This is a genomic window from Alphaproteobacteria bacterium (assembly GCA_017308135.1).
In the GTDB taxonomy this organism is placed as follows: Bacteria; Pseudomonadota; Alphaproteobacteria; order CACIAM-22H2; family CACIAM-22H2; genus Tagaea.
In genome coordinates, this window is record JAFKFM010000007.1 from 175,252 (window position 1) to 194,190 (window position 18,939).

The 18,939-nt window shown below is 65.7% G+C and carries 19 protein-coding genes and 1 other RNA gene; 9 read left to right on the plus strand and 11 right to left on the minus strand.

Going from position 1 to position 18,939, the window contains the following annotated elements; genetic code table 11:
* Positions 1-31: 31 nt before the first annotated feature.
* A complete protein-coding gene (locus J0H39_05290) occupies positions 32-1,162 on the plus strand; it encodes a type III PLP-dependent enzyme (protein ID MBN9496146.1) in 1,131 nt (376 codons plus the stop codon).
* On the opposite strand, the gene J0H39_05295 is transcribed toward J0H39_05290, so the two are convergent.
* Positions 1,143-2,123, minus strand: coding sequence for a class I SAM-dependent methyltransferase (locus J0H39_05295; GenBank protein MBN9496147.1), 981 nt, complete (start codon positions 2,121-2,123; stop codon positions 1,143-1,145). The two genes, J0H39_05290 and J0H39_05295, sit on opposite strands and share 20 nt — an antisense overlap.
* Positions 2,124-2,159: 36 nt before the next feature.
* Between J0H39_05295 and J0H39_05300 the strand changes: the two genes are divergently transcribed.
* Entirely contained in the window at positions 2,160-2,750 is a 591-nt protein-coding gene (locus J0H39_05300) for a hypothetical protein (GenBank protein MBN9496148.1), read from the plus strand.
* Between the two features lie 7 nt (positions 2,751-2,757).
* Here the strand turns inward: J0H39_05300 and queC are convergent, their stop codons facing one another.
* Complete coding sequence (gene queC / locus J0H39_05305) at positions 2,758-3,456, minus strand: 7-cyano-7-deazaguanine synthase QueC (protein MBN9496149.1); 699 nt, start codon at positions 3,454-3,456, stop codon at positions 2,758-2,760.
* 86 nt (positions 3,457-3,542) lie between these two features.
* On the opposite strand from queC, the gene J0H39_05310 reads away from it, so the two are divergent.
* Positions 3,543-4,049: a PAS domain-containing protein gene (locus tag J0H39_05310; protein MBN9496150.1), complete on the plus strand. Its 507-nt coding sequence runs from the start codon at positions 3,543-3,545 to the stop codon at positions 4,047-4,049.
* A 12-nt stretch (positions 4,050-4,061) separates the two neighbouring features.
* Here the strand turns inward: J0H39_05310 and J0H39_05315 are convergent, their stop codons facing one another.
* The 5 genes from J0H39_05315 to ssrA form a co-directional block, all read right to left on the minus strand.
* On the minus strand, positions 4,062-4,688 hold the full coding sequence (locus tag J0H39_05315) for a glutathione S-transferase family protein (GenBank protein ID MBN9496151.1): 627 nt from the start codon (positions 4,686-4,688) through the stop codon (positions 4,062-4,064).
* A 5-nt stretch (positions 4,689-4,693) separates the two neighbouring features.
* Positions 4,694-6,310 carry a fumarate hydratase gene (locus J0H39_05320; protein ID MBN9496152.1) on the minus strand — a complete coding sequence of 539 codons (1,617 nt, stop codon included), beginning with the start codon at positions 6,308-6,310 and terminating at the stop codon, positions 4,694-4,696.
* Positions 6,311-6,391: 81 nt separating this feature from the next.
* Entirely contained in the window at positions 6,392-7,891 is a 1,500-nt protein-coding gene (locus J0H39_05325) for a PAS domain-containing methyl-accepting chemotaxis protein (protein ID MBN9496153.1), read from the minus strand.
* A 216-nt stretch (positions 7,892-8,107) separates the two neighbouring features.
* Positions 8,108-8,569 (minus strand): hypothetical protein, encoded by a 462-nt coding sequence (locus J0H39_05330; GenBank protein MBN9496154.1) that lies wholly within the window; start codon positions 8,567-8,569, stop codon positions 8,108-8,110.
* A gap of 106 nt (positions 8,570-8,675) precedes the next feature.
* Positions 8,676-8,993, minus strand: a transfer-messenger RNA (tmRNA) gene (ssrA, locus tag J0H39_05335).
* Between the two features lie 49 nt (positions 8,994-9,042).
* Between ssrA and J0H39_05340 the strand changes: the two genes are divergently transcribed.
* Both J0H39_05340 and J0H39_05345 read left to right on the plus strand, forming a co-directional pair.
* A complete protein-coding gene (locus J0H39_05340; protein ID MBN9496155.1) occupies positions 9,043-9,978 on the plus strand; it encodes an FAD-dependent thymidylate synthase in 936 nt (311 codons plus the stop codon).
* 65 nt (positions 9,979-10,043) lie between these two features.
* Positions 10,044-10,295, plus strand: coding sequence for a DUF1476 family protein (locus J0H39_05345; GenBank protein MBN9496156.1), 252 nt, complete (start codon positions 10,044-10,046; stop codon positions 10,293-10,295).
* Between the two features lies 1 nt (position 10,296).
* On the opposite strand, the gene J0H39_05350 is transcribed toward J0H39_05345, so the two are convergent.
* Positions 10,297-11,064 (minus strand): SPOR domain-containing protein, encoded by a 768-nt coding sequence (locus J0H39_05350; protein MBN9496157.1) that lies wholly within the window; start codon positions 11,062-11,064, stop codon positions 10,297-10,299.
* 77 nt (positions 11,065-11,141) lie between these two features.
* On the minus strand, positions 11,142-12,245 hold the full coding sequence (gene apbC / locus J0H39_05355) for an iron-sulfur cluster carrier protein ApbC (protein ID MBN9496158.1): 1,104 nt from the start codon (positions 12,243-12,245) through the stop codon (positions 11,142-11,144).
* A gap of 226 nt (positions 12,246-12,471) precedes the next feature.
* On the opposite strand from apbC, the gene hflK reads away from it, so the two are divergent.
* From hflK to J0H39_05370, 3 genes are all read left to right on the plus strand, one after another.
* Positions 12,472-13,674: an FtsH protease activity modulator HflK gene (hflK, locus tag J0H39_05360; GenBank protein MBN9496159.1), complete on the plus strand. Its 1,203-nt coding sequence runs from the start codon at positions 12,472-12,474 to the stop codon at positions 13,672-13,674.
* Positions 13,671-14,561 carry a protease modulator HflC gene (gene hflC / locus J0H39_05365; protein MBN9496160.1) on the plus strand — a complete coding sequence of 297 codons (891 nt, stop codon included), beginning with the start codon at positions 13,671-13,673 and terminating at the stop codon, positions 14,559-14,561. Before hflK ends, hflC begins: the two co-directional genes overlap by 4 nt.
* A 338-nt stretch (positions 14,562-14,899) precedes the next feature.
* The gene (locus J0H39_05370; protein ID MBN9496161.1) at positions 14,900-16,447 is read left to right on the plus strand and encodes a DegQ family serine endoprotease; all 1,548 of its coding nucleotides are present in this window, start codon (positions 14,900-14,902) and stop codon (positions 16,445-16,447) included.
* 34 nt (positions 16,448-16,481) lie between these two features.
* On the opposite strand, the gene J0H39_05375 is transcribed toward J0H39_05370, so the two are convergent.
* Positions 16,482-17,078: a UbiX family flavin prenyltransferase gene (locus J0H39_05375; protein MBN9496162.1), complete on the minus strand. Its 597-nt coding sequence runs from the start codon at positions 17,076-17,078 to the stop codon at positions 16,482-16,484.
* A 13-nt stretch (positions 17,079-17,091) separates the two neighbouring features.
* Positions 17,092-17,988: a phosphoserine phosphatase SerB gene (gene serB / locus J0H39_05380; GenBank protein ID MBN9496163.1), complete on the minus strand. Its 897-nt coding sequence runs from the start codon at positions 17,986-17,988 to the stop codon at positions 17,092-17,094.
* Between the two features lie 12 nt (positions 17,989-18,000).
* Between serB and miaA the strand changes: the two genes are divergently transcribed.
* A complete protein-coding gene (miaA, locus tag J0H39_05385) occupies positions 18,001-18,939 on the plus strand; it encodes a tRNA (adenosine(37)-N6)-dimethylallyltransferase MiaA (GenBank protein ID MBN9496164.1) in 939 nt (312 codons plus the stop codon).

Sequence of the window (18,939 nt, forward strand, 5' to 3'; positions counted from 1 at the left end):
GTTTTCCTGGGAAAGAAAAGGGTACTGGGAAATGACCACCAAGAAGATCCAGCGCTTCCTCGCCGAACGACGCGCGACGCCGTATCTGGTCGTCGATCTCGATCTGGTCGCGGATAACTACCGCAAGCTGAAGGAAGCCGTGCCGCAGGCGGGCATCTATTACGCCGTCAAGGCCAACCCGGCGCCGGAAATCCTGGCGCTGCTGGCCAAGCTCGGCTCGGCGTTCGACACCGCCTCGGTCAACGAGATCGACATGGCCCTCAAGGCCGGTGTGGACGGCAAGCGCATCTCGTTCGGCAACACGATCAAGAAGCAGAGCGACATCGCCGCAGCGCATGCGCGCGGCGTGACGCTGTTCGCCTTCGATTCGGAAGCCGAGCTCGACAAGATCGCCAAGGCCGCCCCGGGCGCCAAGGTGTTCTGCCGCATCCTGACCTCGGGCGAAGGTGCGGATTGGCCGCTGTCGCGCAAATTCGGCTGCGACGTCGAAATGGCGCGCGATCTTTTGATCGCCGCGGCCAAGCGCGGCGTCGTGCCGCACGGCGTGTCGTTCCATGTCGGCTCGCAGATGAAGAACGTCGACGCGTGGGATTCGGCCGTGGCGCAAGCCGCGTGGATCTTCCGCGAATGCGAAGCGGCGGGTGTGACGCTCAACATGCTCAACATGGGCGGCGGCTTCCCGACCAAGTATCGCAAGGACATCCCGGTGATGGGCTCCTACGGCGCGGCGATCCATGCGGCGTTGGCCAAGCATTTCGGCAACCGCATCCCGCCGGAAATCATCGTCGAGCCGGGCCGCCAGATGGTCGGCAATTCCGGCGTGATCGACACGGAAGTCGTGCTCGTCAGCCGCAAGTCGGCCAAGGATGCGCGCCGCTGGGTCTATCTCGACATCGGCAAGTTCGGCGGTCTCGCCGAAACGATGGACGAGGCGATCCAGTACCCGATCGTCTCGGCCAAGAAGGGCCCGAGTGCGCGCGTCGTCATCGCCGGCCCGACCTGCGATTCGGCCGACGTGATGTACGAGAAGGCGGATTACCGCCTGCCGCTCGACCTCGAAGCGGGCGACCGTTTGGAGATCCGTGCCACCGGCGCCTACACGACGACCTATGCGGCCGTCGCGTTCAACGGCTTCGAACCGATCAAGACCTACTGCATCTGAACGCTTTGTAGCCGCCGCGTTCGGCCAGACGCTCGACACGGGTGAACACCGTGTCGAGCGTTTTTTCGTAGGGCAGATGCGCGTTGGCGACGGCGTAGAACGCCCCGCCCGGCTTCAGCGCCTCGGCCGCCTTGGTCGCGAAGGCGGCGGCCAGCGCGCGGTTCTCGCCGCGCGCATCGTGGAAGGGCAGGTTGGAGACGACCGCGTCATAGCCCGCGCGCGGCAATCCCTTCGTCACGTCGTGCCAATGCGCGGTGACGCTTGGCAGATTGGCGCGCAAGCACGCGACCGACACGGCGTCGGCCTCGTAAGCGTCGATCGTCGTGGCGGGATTGCGCGCCAGGATCGCGCGGGCCAGCGCCCCCCAGCCCGCGCCCAGATCGGCGATGTGTCCGCCAAGCGGCGGCAACGTTTCCAGCAGCAACGTCGTGCCCGGATCGATCCGGTCCCAGGCGAACACGCCCGGGGCGCTTCGGGCGCCGATCGCGGGGACTTCGCGCGGCGCATCCAGATCGACGAAGCGCGCGAGATCGAGCTTCGCGGGGCGCGCCGCCACGACCAGCCGGCATTTGTGCTTGGAGGTGGATTTGCCTTCCACACCCATCTCGGCCAGATCGTCGGCAAGCCTGGCGCCGCCCATCGCATTGAGCCCGCACACGGCCAGAATGCCGCCGGGTTTGAGGGCGCCGAGCGCGCGGGCGAGCGTGCCCAGATGGCGCTGCCGCTGGCGTTGCAGGCGCACGAAAGCGGCGTCGTAGGGGCCGGTCGCGGCGTCGACCAGTTTGGCGCCAGATTGGGTCAGCGCGTCGGCATCCGGCTTCCAGTCCTGGCGGCAATCGAGATGCGAACCCCACGCGGCGAGGGCCGGATGCGCGGCGGCGTTGGCGAACAACGCGCGCGCCTCGTCGCGCGGTTTGATCGCCGCCAGCAGCAAATCCAGATCGTCGCCGTTCTCGCGCATTGTCCCGTGTCCGGTTTCCCGTCACATTACTCGAACATGGCCACGATCCAACAATTCGGCGTCGACGTCGTGCCGGTCGAAGACCGGCTTTTGCTGAAAATGAACGCGGCCGGCGAAGCGACGATGCGCTTCTGGCTGACGCGGCGGTTTCTGGCGCTGTTCTGGAAGGGGCTGACGGAGGAGCTGCGCAAGACGGTGGCGGAGGCGAAATCGCCCGCCGCGCGCGACTTCCTGCTCGATATGGCCGAAACGCGCCTGACCGCGAAGGCCGATTTCGCGACCGCGTTCGAGGATCGCGCCGCGGTGCGCCCGCCGCGCCAGTCGGCGCCAACCGAGGCCGCACCGGCCGCGCCGCCACCGCCGGCCGCACAAGCCGCCAATGCCTTGCCGCCGCCGCGCTTGCTGTGGGGCTTCAACATCAAGCGCCAGCCGGATGCGCGCACGGCGATCGTGCTGATCGCGACGGACAATGCGCGCATCGATATCGCCTTGGCCGATGACGGGCTGTTCGGCTTGATGCGCATCTTGCGCGACGCGGCCGCGAAGGCCGAATGGGAATTGCCGCTCGCCTGGGGGGCTGGCCTGCCCGGGGCCGTTTCGCCCGGCGAGACGCGCTCGATCAACTAGCCGCCGTTTATTTCGTTGCGCGCCATTTCTTCCAGCCCGCCGCGCGCAATTCGCAAGCCGGGCACACGCCGCAGCCATAGCCCCAATCGTGGCGTTTGGTCCGGTCGCCCGCATAGCAGGAATGGGTGTGTTCGACGGCCAGATCGACCAGTTTGTCGCCGCCCAGTTCGCGGGTCATTTCCCAGGTCGCGGCCTTGTCGATCCACATCAACGGCGTTTCGATCACGAGACGCTTGTCGAAGCCGAGCGATAACGTGACTTGCAGCGCCTTCATCGTGTCGTCGCGGCAATCGGGATAGCCCGAGTAATCGGTCTCGCACATGCCGCCGACCAGGCGCTTCAAGCCGCGCCGATAGGCGATCGCCGCCGCGAAGGTGAAGAACAGCAGATTGCGCCCCGGCACGAAGCTGTTGGGCAGGCCGTCGCGCGCATATTCGAACGCCGTTTCGCGCGTCAGCGACGTCTGCGAGATCGCGCCCAGCGCCGCCAGATCGACCATATGGTCCTCGCCCAATTTGGCGTCCCATTCGGGAAACGCGGCGCGGATCGCGGACAGCACGTCGCGCCGGCAATCGAGTTCCACGCGGTGGCGTTGGCCATAGTCGAATCCAACGGTTTCGACGCGGGCATAACGGCGTAGCGCCCAGGCCAGGCAGGCGGTGGAGTCCTGCCCGCCGGAAAACAGAACAAGGGCGGAGTCAGACATATGTAATCCTTCGTGAACGAGGCCAATCGTAACCTTTTCTTAAGCTACGGGGAGAAACCATTACGTCCCTTTCGCGGAGACGATTCTTGGATTTGAAGGCCGAAATCGACGGGCTGCCGGCGGAAGACGCGCTCGATTCGCGCGGCCGGCATTTGTTCGATTATTGGGCCGCCAAGCGGGGGGCGCGGAAAATGCCCGCGCGCGCCGATCTCGAACCCGGCGATATTCCCGGGCATCTGCCCGATATCGGCCTGGTCGACGTGCTGGGCGAGGATCCCTATTTTCGCTATCGCTTGCTCGGCACGCGGCAGGTCGCCGCGCGCGGTTTCGATCCGACCGGGCGGCCGGTGGTCGAAGGCTATCTCGGCCAAGACGTGCCCGGCATGCGCGAACAGGTTCTGTCGAATTATCGCAGCGTGATCGCCGGCGGGCGGCCGCTATTCCGCGACACGTCGGTGCGCGGGCAGGACAATCGCGGCGATATGCTGTGGGGCGGGCGCTATATCGCGCGCTATACGCTGTTCCTGCCGCTGGCGGCCGACGGTGCGAACACGGACATGGTCCTGTTCTTCACCAATTTCGAGAATTGCTAGGCCGGTTCCCGCTTACGACGGCGGGATGAAGACCTGCGAAATCTCCCGGAACACCGGCAACGCTTCGCAAAGCTGCGAATGCGCGGCGAGGGCGGGCAGGCGATCGAACGGGATCAAACCCGGATGCGCATCGCGCGCGTGCCGCAGCGCGCAGGCGACCGCGATATCGGCATGCCCGATCGTCGCGCCGAACCAATATGGCGTGGCCCGCGATGCGCGGTCGGCTTCCAGCGCGTTCAACGCGCCGCCGATCTGGTCGCGCCAGCGCGTGTCGATCATCGTGGACGCCTTGTCGTGCAGCACTTTTTCGTAGAACAGGCTGACCGCCTTGTCGGCGAAGCCGGTGGCCAAGGCCGCGACCTTGATCGCGCGATGGCGATCGGGCTCGGCCACCGGGTATAGGCGCTTTCCGGCCGGCACCAGCGAGTCGACGTAATCGAGGATCGCGTGGCTTTCGATCAGCACGTCGCCATCCGGCAGCACCAGCGTGGGCACGCGCAGCAGCGGGTTATAGGCGCGGATCTTGTCGGCCTCGCCGAAGGTCGACCACGGGCGATGCTCGAAAGCCAGGCCGTAGAGCTTCAGCGCGATGCCGACCCGGCGCACATAAGGCGAGTCGAATTGGCCGATCAGGATCATGCGCGTCAGCCGCTCCACTTGGCGAAGAAGTCGTTGCCCTTGTCGTCGACGACCAGGAAGGCCGGGAAATCGACCACGTCGATCTTCCAGATCGCTTCCATGCCGAGATCCGGATACGCGATGCACTCGACCTTCTTGATGCAATGCTCGGCCAGCAACGCGCCTTCGCCGCCGATCGAGCAGAGATAGAAGCCGCCATGCTTCTTGCAGGATTCCGTAACCGCCTTGGACCGGTTGCCCTTGGCGAGCATCACGTAGCTGCCGCCGGCGGCCTGGAATTGCTCGACGAAGCTGTCCATACGGCCCGCCGTCGTCGGCCCGAAGGAGCCGGAGGCGTAGCCCTGCGGTGTTTTAGCGGGGCCGGCGTAATAGACGACGTGGTTCTTGAAATAATCGGGCAGCGGATTGCCCTTTTCGAGTTCCGCGCGCAACCGCGCATGCGCCAAATCGCGCGCCACGATGATCGTGCCGGTCAGGTTGACGCGCGTGGTGATCGACAAGCGCGACAGCGTTTCGCGGATATCCTTCATCGGCCGGTTCAGGTCGATCTGCACGGGCGCACCCGCCAGTTTCGAGACGTCCACATCCGGCAGGAAGCGCGCGGGGTCTTGTTCGAGCTGTTCGAGGAACACGCCGTCCTTTGTGACGCGGCCCAGCGCCTGACGATCGGCCGAGCACGACACGCCGATCGAAATCGGCAGCGATGCGCCGTGGCGCGGCAGGCGCACCACGCGCACGTCGTGGCAGAAATACTTGCCGCCGAATTGCGCGCCGATGCCGTTCATCTGCGTCAGCTTATGGACTTTTTCTTCCATGCCGCGATCGCGGAAGGCTTGGCCGTGCTTGTTGCCGGCTTCCGGCAAACCGTCGAGATAGCGGCACGTCGCGAGTTTCAGCGTTTTGAGATTCTGCTCGGCCGACGTGCCGCCGATGACGATGCCGAGATGGTAGGGCGGGCAGGCGGCGGTGCCGAGCGTCTTGATCTTGGCGTCGAGGAAATCGAGCATGCCCTTCTCGGTCAGGCGCGACGGCGTTTCCTGGAACAGGAACGTCTTGTTGGCCGACCCGCCGCCCTTGGCGACGAACAGGAATTCGTATTCGTCGCCTTCGGTGGCGTAGAGGTCGATCTGCGCGGGCAGATTGTCGCCGGTGTTCGTTTCTTCGAACATGCCCAGCGGGGCCACCATCGAATAGCGCAGATTGCGCTCGGCATAGGATTGCCACACGCCCTTGGCGAGCGCTTCGGCGTCGTCGCCGCCGGTCCACACGTTCTGGCCCTTCTTGCCCATGACGATGGCGTTGCCGGTGTCCTGGCACATCGGCAGCACGCCGCCCGCGGCGATATTGGCGTTCTTCAGCAGATCGGCCGCCACGAACTTGTCGTTGGCGGAGGCTTCCGCGTCGTCGAGGATCGCGCGCAATTGGCCCAGATGGCCGGGGCGCAGCAAATGCGCGATGTCGATATAGGCTTGACGGGCGAGAAGGGTGAGGGCCGCCGGATCGACCTTCAGAATATCGCGGCCTTCGAATTTGGCTTTCGAGACGGGGCCGTCCGCCAACTTACGCATCGGCACATCGTCATGCGCCACGTCGATCATTTCGCGATATTCGAATCCGGGCATTCTGTCGGCTCCCCGAGCTAAGGAAGGCCGCACTCTACCCAAACGCCTCCCCCCGCGCAAAGCGGGGGGAGGGTAACCGGGTTACATCGCGCGGACGGTCGCCACGAAGGCGTCGACGCGCCCGGACAGATCGCTCGTTTGGCCGGAAAGGTTTTCGGCCAGCGTCTGCATCGACACCAGCGATTCGCTGGTGCTGGCCGCCGATTGGCTGACGCCCGTGATGTTGGACGACACCTCGCGAGTCGCGGCCGATTGCTCCTCGACCGCGCCCGAGATGGAGGTGCTGATGCCGTTCACGCGGCCGATGATTTCGCCGATCTCGCGGATCGCGTCCGCCGTCGTGCGGCTCGCGTTCTGGATGTCGGCGATTTGGGCCGCGATCTCCTCCGTCGCCCGGGAGGTCTGGTTGGCGAGCGACTTGACCTCGGACGCGACGACCGCGAAGCCTTTGCCCGCGTCGCCGGCGCGTGCGGCTTCGATCGTCGCGTTGAGCGCGAGCAGATTGGTCTGCCCCGCGATGTCGGTGATCAGCTTCGTGACGCTGCCGATTTTCTCGGCCGCCGCGACGAGCGTGGCGACCATCGATTCCGACTGCTTGGCGCGATCGACGGCGGCGCCGACGATCGTGGTCGAGTCGGAAAGCTGGCGCGCGATCTCGCTGCTGGACGCCGAAAGCTCCTCGGTCGCCGCCGACACGGTCGAGGCTTGCGAGTTGGTCTCTTCGGCCGCCGACGCCAGGCTTTGCGTCGTGACGCGCAGATCGCCCGATGCGGCGGCGAGCGTTTGGACCAGCGATTTGACGTTTTTCTCGAAATCGTCGGCCAGCGCGCGGGTCTGCGCCTTGCGCGGCGACAGGTCGGTGGCGAATTTGATGACCTTGTAGGGCTGGCCATGTGTGTTGAAGATCGGATTGTACGACGCTTCGATCCACACTTCGCGCCCGCCCTTGCCGATCCGCTTGTACTGTGCGGCCTGGAATTCGCCGCGCCGCAGATTCGCCCAGAACGTCTTGTACTCGCCGCTCGCCGCGAAGGCCGGCTCGACGAACATCGAATGGTGCCGCCCTTTGATCTCGTCGAGGGCGTAGCCGAGCGTCGTCAGGAAGTTCGCGTTGGCGTCGAGAATCATGCCGTCGAGGTCGAACTCGATCGTCGCCTGCGAACGGTCGAGCGCCTTGATCTGGCCCTCCTGCTCGATCGCCGCGTTCTTCGTCGCGGTGATGTCGGTCGCGAGTTTGACGACTTTCACCGCCTTGCCGGACGCGTTCAAGATCGGGTTGTACGACGCCTCGATCCATACTTCGCGGCCGCCTTTGCCCAGGCGCAGATACTGCGCGCGCTGGAATTCGCCGCGATTGAGTTTCGCCCAGAATTCCTTGTATTCCGGGCTCGCGGCATAGGCGGGCTCAACGAACATCGAATGATGCTTGCCGCGCACTTCTTCCTGCGAATAACCCATCGCCTTCAAGAAATTCTCGTTCGCCGTGACGATCGTGCCATCCAGTTCGAATTCGATGATGGCTTGCGACTTATCGAGCGCAGCCAAGATTGTTTTCGCGTTGGACGCTTGTGACCCGAACATCTGGTTCTCTCTCCCGCTTCGGCGCTATCGCCGTCGGCAATCGCTGGATTGCGACTGCGCTACGGGCGGGAGAGTGATGTCGTTGTCTTATTCTTGTCTTAAAAATCGGCGGCGATTCGTACAATCGCGTTTTTTCCGCTGCCGGTTCGCAGCATACGAACGTATCCTGCGTGTCGCGGATCGACGGGCCGATTTCGCAACTCTGTAGACTCGATGTCAGTTTTTCTTGCGAAATGCATCAAGCGCCACAACGCGCGCGCCGCTTTCGGGTTGTTCGGCCGGCGTTTCGGTTTTCGCTTCGCTTTTTGCGATTTCTTTCGCCGGCGCGGCTTCCGGCTTCGCGGCCGGCGGCGTGCTCGCCGGGAATTGCAAACCGAACTGGACCGACGGATCGACGAAGGCGGTGATCGCGGCGTAAGGCACGATCAGGCGTTCATGAACGCGATCGAAGGACAAGGTCACGCCGAAGCGATCGGCATCGACCTTCAAATCCCAAAACTGGTGTTGCAGCACGATCGTCATTTCGTCGGGGTGGCGCTGCTTCAAGCGCGCGGGAATATCGACCTCGGGAAATTCGGTGCGGAAGGTGATGTAGAAATGATGCTCGCCCGGCAGCCCGGTCGCGGCGGCCGTTTCCAGCGCCTCGCGCACCACGCCGCGCAGCGCGTTCTCCATCATCCGATCGTAGTGCAGTTTGTCGTTCTTTTCGCTGCTCACTGGCCGCACCCCGTCGGGAATCGTGGTCGGGAATCGTGCTCGTCCGCCCGGCTTCGTGCCGGTCGAAAGTGGGGGGCTTCTGTTGCCCGGCGCCCCCCGAGCCGCGCTTTAGGACATACGTCAGGCGCCGTTAGGCGGCCAGACGCGCTTCCGAAGCGAGAGCCACGTTGTCGTTGGCATCTCTAGATTGGCCCGATATCGGCGGTACCATGCCGAGCGAAAGTCATACCTTTACCCGCGCGTCGATCCTGGTTCGCCCCCGTAGATGGTGGAGGCGCCGGGCACTGCCCCCGGGTCCGCATCGGCTATTACGTAAGCCGTTTATCGCCATAGCCGGTTGCCCGGCACCCCGAATATAGGCGTTCGGCGGTTCCGGGGAAAGGGGGCGGGCGGTACACTCCGCCCCCATAAAATACCAGCCCCGAGTCGCGCCGATGTCCAATCTGAACGCCGAACAACAAGCCGAGATCGATGCCGCCCGCGCGGCCCAGGCGACCACCCGCCGTCCGACGGTGCCCGCGTTGGAGGAAATCCTCTATTCGGCGTTGCCCGTGCTCGATAGCGGCTTCGTGCGGGTGATCGATTATTTCGGCGACGATGCGGCGATCGTGCAGGCGGCGCGCGTCTCCTACGGCAAGGGCACCAAGAAGGTTTCCGACGACCGGAACCTGATCCGCTACCTCATGCGCCACCGCCACTCGACCCCGTTCGAGATGTGCGAGATCAAGCTGCACGTGAAGCTGCCGATCTTCGTCGCGCGCCAGTGGATCCGCCATCGCACGGCGAATGTGAACGAGTATTCGGCGCGATATTCGATCCTCGACCGCGAATTCTACGTGCCGGTCCCGGGCCAGCTTGCCGCGCAATCGACCGTGAACCGCCAGGGGCGCGGCGATTTGTTGCAGGGCGCGGACGCCGAGAAAGCGCTGTCGGCGATCGAGAATCTCTCGGCCGAAGCCTATCGCGTCTACGAGGAATTGCTGAACGAGACGCGCGACGGCACGACGATCGTGCCGGGCAAGCCGGGCCTCGCGCGCGAGCTCGCGCGCATGACGTTGCCGACGAACTACTACACGCAATGGTACTGGAAGGTCGATCTCAACAACCTTCTGCATTTCCTGTCGTTGCGCGCCGACGCCCATGCGCAATACGAAATCCGCGTCTATGCCGATGAGATCTGCAAGATCGTCGAGCGCTGGTGCCCGATCGCGTTCGAGGCGTTCCGCGATTACCGGATGACGGGCACGGCCGTGTCGGGGCCGGGCATGGCGGTGATCAAGCGCTTGCTGGCGGGTGAAAACGTCACGCAGGAAAACTCGGGCCTCGGCAAGCGCGAGTGGACCGAGTTGATGGCCACGCTGGAGCGTTAATCCCGGCGGCGCGACGTATTTTATAAGCCTGGAAGCGGGCGTTTCGCTTACCCATATCCCGCGTCATGGTCGACGATCGGGAATTTCGTTGCGCCGATATTCGCGAACGCAACCGCCGCTTGGCGCAGTGGGCCGGTCGGCGCATGGGCTTTTCCGGCGCCTGGATGGACGCCTACGAACAGGAAATCGTCACCGCCGATTACGAGGCGCCGGGCTGCGAAGATGTCGTTCGCAAAATCGCGGCGGATTTCGCCAATCATGATATCGCGGTCGACGCGGCGGAAATCCGCGCGCAAATACGCCGCTTCGGCGGCTGATTTACTGCGGAATGCCCGTGTTGCTGGGCTGACGGCGCGGCGGTAGCGGCGGCGCCAAGGGCGTCGGCGCGCCGTTGGCGGCGGGTGCGGCTTGCGGTGTCGGTGCTTGCACCGGCGCGGGCGGCGGCGGCGTCACCGTCGCGGCCGGTGCCGGCATCTGCGCCGGTGGCGCGGCCGGGGCCGGCATTTCGGCCGCCGGTTGCGGCGTGCCGCGCGGCTGGCGTTGGCGCTGCATCGTTCCCGACCCGGGCGTGGCGGCGGGGGAAGCGGGTGAAGCAGCCGGCGCATTCGCGCGCGGCATCTGCGCATTGGGCTGACTCGCCGCGGCGACGGGCATCGGCACGCAATACATGCGGTTGGAGCGCGCCCAATTGCAGAAGCGGTTCACTTCCTCGGCGTTCGGGAAATCGCCCGCCAGCAAGCGGATCCACGGCTGGCCGTTGATCGTGACGGGCACGAAATAGGGCTTCAGCGTCTGCAAGGCGGGCTGCTGGCGGACATATTGCTGCCAGCCGGCTTGCGCGCTTTCGGCCGTGCGATAGGACGCAAGATGCCCGGCCAGCACCATCGACGGCGCTTGCATCGCTTGCGGGGCGGGGGCCGCCGCCATCGGGGCGGGGGCCATGGGGGCGACTTGCGGCACCGGCGCCATGGCACTGGGCGGCGGGGGCGGCGGGGCCACGACGATGGCGGGCTGGGCCGCCGGCATGCGCGCCGAATCGTCCGCGCACGCCGCCAACGCGACGAGGGCGGCCCCGGCCAACAACATTGATTTTTTACGCACGCGCATCGTCATGGACCGATCCCGAATCGGACTAGTCCCGGATTGTACTCGCGAAATCGCGGTTACTGAACGACGATGCGCGGACCCGCCGGCCGGGACGATTTAAGGCCGGGTTCGACCTTGGCCCAAACCTGATCGGCGATCGCGCGATAGGCGGCGGCATGGGCGCTGTCGGGCTGGCTCGCGACGATCGGCGTGCCGCCGTCGGAGGTTTCGCGGATCGCGATATGCAGCGGCACTTCGCCCAGGAACGGCACGCCCAGCTTGTCGGCCTCGGCACGCGCGCCGCCATGGCCGAAGATGTGCTCGCGATGGCCGCAACTCGAGCAGACGTGGTAGCTCATGTTCTCGACGATGCCGAGCACCGGCACCTCGACCTTGCGGAACATGTTGAGGCCCTTGCGCGCGTCGAGCAGTGCTATGTCCTGCGGCGTGGAAACGATCACCGCCCCGGCCAGAGGTACACGCTGCGCCATGGTCAACTGCGCATCGCCCGTCCCCGGCGGCATGTCGACGATCATGATGTCGAGCTCGCCCCACGCCACGTCGCGCAGCATTTGTTCGAGCGCGCCCATCACCATGGGCCCGCGCCAAATCATCGGCGTGTCTTCGGGGACGAGGAATCCCATCGACATGCACGCAACGCCATGATTGGTCATGGGTGCGAGGATCTTGCCGTCGGGCGAATCCGGGCGGCCCGACAGGCCCAGCATGCGCGGCTGCGACGGCCCGTAGACGTCGGCGTCGAGCAAGCCAACCTTCAAGCCCTTCTGCGCCAGCGCCACGGCGATGTTGGTCGCGGTCGTGGATTTGCCGACACCGCCCTTGCCCGAGGCGACGGCGACGATCGCCTTGACGCCGGGAACGAGCTGCTTGGCGCCCGCACCTTGCGCCGGGCCGTGGCTATGTCCGTGGCCCTTCTGTGCCGCGGGCGCGCCGCCCTTTTGCGCCGTCAGAACCGCCGTGACCGACAGCACGCCGGGAATTTTTTCGACCGCTTGCTCCGCCGCTTTGCGCAAAGGCTCGAGTTTGGGGCCGCGCGCCGGATCGACTTCCAGCGAGAAACCCACATGCCCGTCGCGTACCACCAATCCTTGGACCATGCCGAGGGTGAGAATGTCCTTGCCGGCGTCCGGGTCGACGATTTTCTTCAGGGCTTCGAGGATTTGGGCTTGGGCAACGCTCACGGGCGGGGGTCCTTCATCGGGCGGGAACTTGAAACGCTGTAAAACTTGCTTAAATCCGTGCGCGTCCTGATTTGATCCGGGGCGCTTCGGCGTTTATATAGGCGCGCACTCGATCCGGGGCCACTTGTTCCGGAAGATCGGTTTTAGGAACGGACGTTGCGGAACATTCGCAACGTCTCACGACAGGGAAAGGAAGCACATCTCCATGCCGTGGAATCAAGGTGGTGGCGGCGGCCCATGGGGCGGCGGCGGTGGCGGCAGCAATGGCGGCGGCCAGCGCCCGAACAACCCCTGGGGCGGGCGTCCGCCGGGCGGCGGGGGTGGCGGGTCCAAGGGCCCGGATTTCGAGGATCTGGTCCGTAAAGGCCAGGAACAGCTGCGCCGTTACTTCCCGGGCGGACCGGGCGGCGGCAGCCAGGGCCTGTCGGCCAAGGCGCTGGCGCTGGGCGCCATCGTGCTGGTCGCGGGCTGGCTCGCGACCGGGTTCTACCGGGTCGAGCCCGCCAATGTCGGCGTCGTGCTGCGTTTCGGCGAAATGGAACGCATCACCTATCCCGGCCTCAACTGGCACATGCCCTATCCGGTCGAGAGCGTGATCCAGACCAACGTGTTGCAGGTCAACCAGCTGTCGGTCGGCTTCCGCGAAGGCAACGAAGCGCGCCGCGATCGTACGATGCTCGACGAATCGCTGATGCTGACCAGCGACCAGAACATTCTGGACGTGCGCTTCACGGTGCAATGGCGCATCGCCGACGCGTCGAAATTCCTGTTCAACGTCGCCTCACCTGAGATCACCGTGAAGTCGGTTGCCGAAGCCGCGATGCGCGAGACGATCGGCCTCACGCCCATGCAGCCGATCTTCCAGAATCGTAACTCGGTCGAAACGCGCGTGAAAGCGGCGATGCAAAGCCTGCTCGACTTCTACGAAGCGGGCATCGCGGTCGATCAAGTGCAGTTCCGTGCGGTCGAGCCGCCGCAGCAGGTGATCGACGCGTTCCGCGACGTGCAGCGCGCGATCCAGGATCGCCAGCGCGCGCAGAACGAGGCCGAATCCTACCGCAACGACATCGTGCCGCGCGCGCGCGGCGAAGCGCAGCGTTTGGCCCAGGAAGCCGAAGGTTATCGCCAGCAGATCGTGGCGCGCGCCACCGGCGACGTCGCGGGCTATCAGGCGCTGCTCGAAGCCTATCGCACGGCGCCGGATGTCACGCGCCAGCGCCTCTATCTCGAAATGATGGAAAACGTGTTGCGCGGCAACCAGAAGGTCATCATCGACCAGAACGGCGGCGGCGCAAGCGGTCAAGGCGTCGTTCCGCTTCTGCCGCTCAACGAATTGCTGCGCCGGCCGGCCCCCGCGACGGCGCCCGCGGCCGGGCAGCAGCCCCAGCAGCAAGGAGCGGTGCGATGAGCCAAGTGAAACTCGCGGCGATCGCGATCGTCCTGGGCGGCCTCGCCATTCTGGCGTCGTCGGCTTTTTTCACCGTGGGGCAGGCGCAGCAAGCGCTGGTCCTGCAATTCGGCGCGCCCGTGCGCGTGGTGCAGGAGCCGGGGCTTCAGGTGAAGATCCCGTTCGTGCAGAACGTGCTCTACTTCGAAAAGCGCTTGCTCGATTTCGACGACACGCCGCGCGAAATCGTCATGGGCGACCAGGCGCGTATCGTGGTCGACGTGTTCGCGCGCTATCGCATCCGCGATCCGCTGATGTTCTTCACGGCCGCGCGCAACGAAGCGGGGATGCGCCAGCGTCTGGCGAACGCCGTGCAGTCGAACCTGCAGAACACGTTCGGTTCGGCCCCGCTGGGCGCGTTGTTCAACGAACGCCGTGCGGCGTTGATGCGCCAGATCACCGAAGGCGTGGTGTCGGAGACGCGCTCCTTCGGTATCGACGTGGTCGATGTGCGCATCATGCGCGCCGATCTGCCGACCGATAACTCGAACGCCATCTTCGCGCGCATGCAAACCGAACGCGTGCGCGAAGCGACGTCCGAGCGCGCGCAAGGTGCTGAATCGGCCCAGCGCATCCGCGCCGAGGCCGATCGCGAACGCACCGTCGTGCTGGCCGACGCCCAGCGCGACGCGGCGATCACCCGTGCCAAGGGCGACGAGGAAGCGGCGGACATCTACGCCAAGACCTACGGGGCGAACCCCGAATTCTTCGCGTTCTGGCGTTCGCTCGAGGCCTATCGCAAGTCGCTGTCGGAGTCGAATTCGACCATCGTGCTGTCGCCGGATAGCGATTTCTTCCGCTACTTCCGCGAACAGCGCCCCGGCGGCGCGCCTTCGCCCCGTCGCTGACGGCCCCCTGCCGACGGACACCGCGATCCGTCGGACAAAACGACGCCCGGCCGGGAATTCTCCGCGCCGGGCGTTTCCTTTTCCGGGGGCGGCGGCGGGGTAACGGCGGGTAACGCCGCCGGCGCCGCCGCGATTTGGCCGTAATCGGCGGGCAGAAATCGACGGTCCGGGGTTTCCGCTTGAACCGCGTCGTCCGCCGCCTAACTCCCTTGAGGGCCGGTCTGGCGCTGCGTCGAGCAGCCCGGCATAATCGGCCGCAAGGCCCCCTTCACGATCCGAGGATTAGAACCTTGGCCAAGTCGCTCGCAGCCTCCCTCCGCATCGCCGCCGTCGCGGCGATGACCGTTTCGGCGATCTTGCCGGCCTATGCCCAAGCGCCGCAGGCGGTACCCGCCCCAGCGGCACCTTCGCCCTCGCTCGCCGCACCTTCGCGCCCGATCGCGACGACGCTCGCTCCGTCGACCTTCGCCGATCTCGCCGAGCGTCTGCTGCCGGCGGTCGTGAATATTCAGGTCGTGACGGCCGCGCCTGCGCAAGCGCAGGGCCAGCGCCCCGGCCAAGGCCAAGGGCAGCAGCAACCCCAGCAGCGCCGCCCCGACGCGCCGCAATTCCCGCCCGGCTCGCCGTTCGAGGAATTCTTCCGCGACTTCTTCGATCGCCAGAACCCGCAAGGCCAAGGCCCGCAAGCGCAGCGCCGCGGCCAGTCGCTGGGCTCGGGCTTCGTCATCACGGCCGAAGGCTTCATCGTCACCAATAATCACGTGATCGACGGGGCGGAGGAAATCCGCGTCGTCTTCCACGACAATCAAACGCTCCAGGCCAAGCTGATCGGCAAGGACCAGCGCACCGATTTGGCGGTGCTGAAGGTCGAAAGCCCGAAGCCGCTGCCCTTCGTGCGCTTCGGCGACAGCGATCGCGCGCGCGTGGGCGATTGGGTCGTCGCCATCGGCAACCCGTTCGGGCTTGGCGGGTCGGTGACGCAAGGCATTATTTCCGCCCGCCAGCGCGACATCAACGCGGGGCCTTACGACGATTTCATCCAGACCGACGCCTCGATCAATCGCGGCAATTCGGGCGGGCCGTTGTTCAACCTCGCGGGCGAAGTGGTCGGCGTTAACACCGCGATCTATTCGCCCACCGGCGGCTCGGTCGGCATCGGCTTCTCGATCCCCTCGGCGATCGCGCGCAACGTGGTCGAGCAATTGCGCACCCAAGGCCGCGTGCGGCGCGGCTGGCTGGGCGTGAATATCCAAAGCGTGACCGACGAACTCGCCGAAAGCGTGGGGCTCGACAAGGCGCGCGGCGCCATGGTCGCGCGCGTGCCGGAAAACGGTCCCGCCGCCAAGGCCGACATCAAGGCCGGCGACGTGATCGTGAAGTTCGACGGCAAGGACGTGACCGATATGCGCCGCTTGCCGCGTCTGGTCGCCGAAACGCCGGTCGACAAGGCGGTGAAGGTCGAAGTCTGGCGCAACCGTTCGACCGTCACGCTCGACGTGAAGCTTGGCGAGCTGGAGGAGGAGCAGGCCCAAGCGGCGGCCCCCGTCCAGCGCCAGCCGCAAAGCCCGGCGGCCCCCGCCGGTCAGATCGAATTGCTCGGCATGACCATCGCGCCGATCACGCCGGAAACGAAGCAGCGCTTCAATCTGGGAGACAAGGCCAAGGGCGTCGTCGTGGTGACGGTGGCCGAAGGCTCGGTCGCGCAGGAGCGCGGTATTCGTGCCGGCGACGTGATCGTCGAAATCGCGCAGACCGAAATCGGCACGCCCGCCCAGGCGCAGGACAAGGTGCGCGAGCAGCGCACCGCCGGGCGGCGCTCGGTGTTGATCATGGTCGAACGCGGCGGCGAGCAGCGCTTCGTCGGCCTGCCGGTGTCGCCCGGCTGATCGCGTTCGATCGCGGAAAGGAAAAGCCCCGTGCCTAGGCGCGGGGCTTTTTCATTTTGGGGCCGGACTTTTCGCCCCAGCGTTTGACGCGGCCGGTGTCGATCTCGAACAGATCGAGCGCGCGGCCGATCGTGTGATCGACGATGTCGTCGATCGTCTTGGGCTTCGTATAGAAGGCCGGGACGGGCGGCACGATGACGGCGCCGATTTCGGCGGCCTGCGTCATCGCGCGCAGATGGCCGAGGTGCAGCGGCGCCTCACGCGCCAGCAGCACCACGCGGCGGCGCTCCTTCAATTGCACGTCGGCCGCGCGCGTCAGCAGCGTCGTCGTGTTGCCATAGGCGATTTCGGAAACCGAGCGGATCGAGCACGGGGCGACGATCATGCCCAGCGTCTTGAACGAGCCCGATGAGATCGCGGCCCCGAGATCCTCGTTGGCGTGCACTACGTCGGCCAGTTTCTTGACGTCGGCGAGCGACAAATCGGTCTCGTACGCAATGGTCATCGCCGCCGTGCGCGTCAGGACCAGATGCGTTTCGATCTTGGCCGCGCGTAAGGCTTCCAGCGCGCGGATGCCGTAGATCGCGCCCGACGCGCCCGAAATGCCGACGATGATGCGGTTCTTGGCCATGACGCGCCCGAGCCTACGCCACGAAGGCGTCGGCGGTATAGCCCTGCAGGAACAAGAGCGCGGTCAGATCGCCGTGATCGATCCGGTAGCGGGCTTGTGCGGCGACCATCGGCTTGGCGCGGAAGGCCACGCCCAAACCGGCGGCCCCGAGCATTTGCAGGTCGTTCGCACCGTCGCCCACGGAAATCGCGTCGGCGACGGCAATCCCGATTTCGGCGGCGAGCGATTCAAGCGTGGCGAGCTTCGCCTCGCGGCCCAGGATCGGCTCGGCGACGCTGCCTTTCAACTTGCCGTTTTCGATCTCCAGCACATTCGCGTAATCGCGATCGAAGCCGAGTGCCGAGCGCACGCGCGCCGTGTAATAGGTGAAGCCGCCGGAGACGATGGCGGTGAGCGCCCCGTTCGCTTTCATCGTGCGTGCCAGCGTGGCGCCGCCCGGGATCGCCGCGATTCCTTCACCGGCTTTTTCGAGAATGGAGTCGGGCTGGCCCTTCAGCAGGCCCACGCGCTCGGCAAGGGCTGCGCGGAAATCCAATTCGCCGTTCATCGCGCGGCGTGTGATTGTCGCCACGCGTTCGCCGATGCCGAGCAACACGGCGATGTCGTCGAGCATCTCGTTGTGGATCAGGGTCGATTCCATATCGGCGACGAGCAGCTTCTTGCGCCGCCCGGCAAGAGGCACCGCGTTGACGTCGATCTTGCGATCGCCGATCAGCGTTTGCGCGAAGGCGATCAAGCGTTCGGGATCGCCGCCGCCGGGCAGGAATTCGGCCGCCGAATGCGCGTCCAAACGGCGGGGCGGGGCGGCCTCGCCGAATTCGGCGGCGAGGCTTGCCCGCAAATTCCGGTATAGGTCGTCGGCGAGTTCCCCCGCTTGGGGGTTCGAGGTAAGAACGAGGGCGTGGGTCATGGGGCCGGGATCATGGTCGGGCCGCTAGGCGAAGGCAAGAAAGCGTTGATCGTCGCGGGGCCCACGGCCTCGGGCAAATCGGCGCTCGCGGCCGCGATCGCGCGCGAATTCGACGGCGTGGTCATCAACGCCGACGCGATGCAGGTCTATCGCGAATTGCGCGTCGTTTCGGCACGCCCCACGGCCGAGGAAGAAGCGGCGGTGCCGCATCGGCTTTATGGCATATGGCCCGCCGCCGAACACGGCACGGTCGGCAAATGGCGCGCGGCCGCCTTGGCCGAAATCGCCGCCGCGCATGATGCCGGGAAACGGCCCATCCTGTGCGGCGGGACGGGCATGTATTTGAAGCTGATCGTCGAAGGTCTGTCGCCGGTGCCGCCCGTGCCGCCGGAAATCCGCGAACGCGCGCGGGCACGCCACGCCGAACTCGGCGCCGTCGCATTTCACACGGAACTCGCGCGCCGCGATCCGGTCGCGGGCGCCAAGCTATCGCCCAACGACACGCAGCGCGTGCTGCGCGCCTGGGAAGTCGTCGAAGCGCATGGCGCGGCCTTGTCGGATTTCCATGCGGCCGCACCGTTGGAGAATTCGAGCTGGCCGACTTTGCTGCTCGATCCGCCGCGCGATTTGTTGGGCGAACGCATCGATATTCGCGTCGATCGTATGATCGCGGACGGCGCCGTCGACGAAGTCCGCGCCCTTTTGACCCAGAATCTGCCCGACACGCTGCCCGCGATGCGCGCTTTGGGCGTGCCCGAACTTGCCGCGCATATTCGGGGGGAATGCGATTTACAGAATGCGATCAACGCCTTGAAGGCGAGCACGCGGCAATTCGCCAAGCGCCAGCGCACCTGGTTCCGCAACCAGCTCAAGGCAGCTACCCGGCTCGATGCGCAATTTTCGGAAAGTCTGCTTCCCGAAATTCGCATGTTTATTAGAAAAATGGGTTGA

Coding starts and splice junctions, on each gene's coding strand:
- J0H39_05290 (MBN9496146.1), top strand. CDS start 32: ATGACCACCAAGAAGATCCAGCGCTTCCTCGCCGAACGACGCGCGACG.
- J0H39_05295 (MBN9496147.1), bottom strand. CDS start 2,123: ATGCGCGAGAACGGCGACGATCTGGATTTGCTGCTGGCGGCGATCAAA.
- J0H39_05300 (MBN9496148.1), top strand. CDS start 2,160: ATGGCCACGATCCAACAATTCGGCGTCGACGTCGTGCCGGTCGAAGAC.
- queC (MBN9496149.1), bottom strand. CDS start 3,456: ATGTCTGACTCCGCCCTTGTTCTGTTTTCCGGCGGGCAGGACTCCACC.
- J0H39_05315 (MBN9496151.1), bottom strand. CDS start 4,688: ATGATCCTGATCGGCCAATTCGACTCGCCTTATGTGCGCCGGGTCGGC.
- J0H39_05320 (MBN9496152.1), bottom strand. CDS start 6,310: ATGCCCGGATTCGAATATCGCGAAATGATCGACGTGGCGCATGACGAT.
- J0H39_05325 (MBN9496153.1), bottom strand. CDS start 7,891: ATGTTCGGGTCACAAGCGTCCAACGCGAAAACAATCTTGGCTGCGCTC.
- J0H39_05330 (MBN9496154.1), bottom strand. CDS start 8,569: ATGATGGAGAACGCGCTGCGCGGCGTGGTGCGCGAGGCGCTGGAAACG.
- J0H39_05340 (MBN9496155.1), top strand. CDS start 9,043: ATGTCCAATCTGAACGCCGAACAACAAGCCGAGATCGATGCCGCCCGC.
- J0H39_05345 (MBN9496156.1), top strand. CDS start 10,044: ATGGTCGACGATCGGGAATTTCGTTGCGCCGATATTCGCGAACGCAAC.
- J0H39_05350 (MBN9496157.1), bottom strand. CDS start 11,064: ATGTTGTTGGCCGGGGCCGCCCTCGTCGCGTTGGCGGCGTGCGCGGAC.
- hflK (MBN9496159.1), top strand. CDS start 12,472: ATGCCGTGGAATCAAGGTGGTGGCGGCGGCCCATGGGGCGGCGGCGGT.
- hflC (MBN9496160.1), top strand. CDS start 13,671: ATGAGCCAAGTGAAACTCGCGGCGATCGCGATCGTCCTGGGCGGCCTC.
- J0H39_05370 (MBN9496161.1), top strand. CDS start 14,900: ATGACCGTTTCGGCGATCTTGCCGGCCTATGCCCAAGCGCCGCAGGCG.
- J0H39_05375 (MBN9496162.1), bottom strand. CDS start 17,078: ATGGCCAAGAACCGCATCATCGTCGGCATTTCGGGCGCGTCGGGCGCG.
- serB (MBN9496163.1), bottom strand. CDS start 17,988: ATGACCCACGCCCTCGTTCTTACCTCGAACCCCCAAGCGGGGGAACTC.
- miaA (MBN9496164.1), top strand. CDS start 18,001: ATGGTCGGGCCGCTAGGCGAAGGCAAGAAAGCGTTGATCGTCGCGGGG.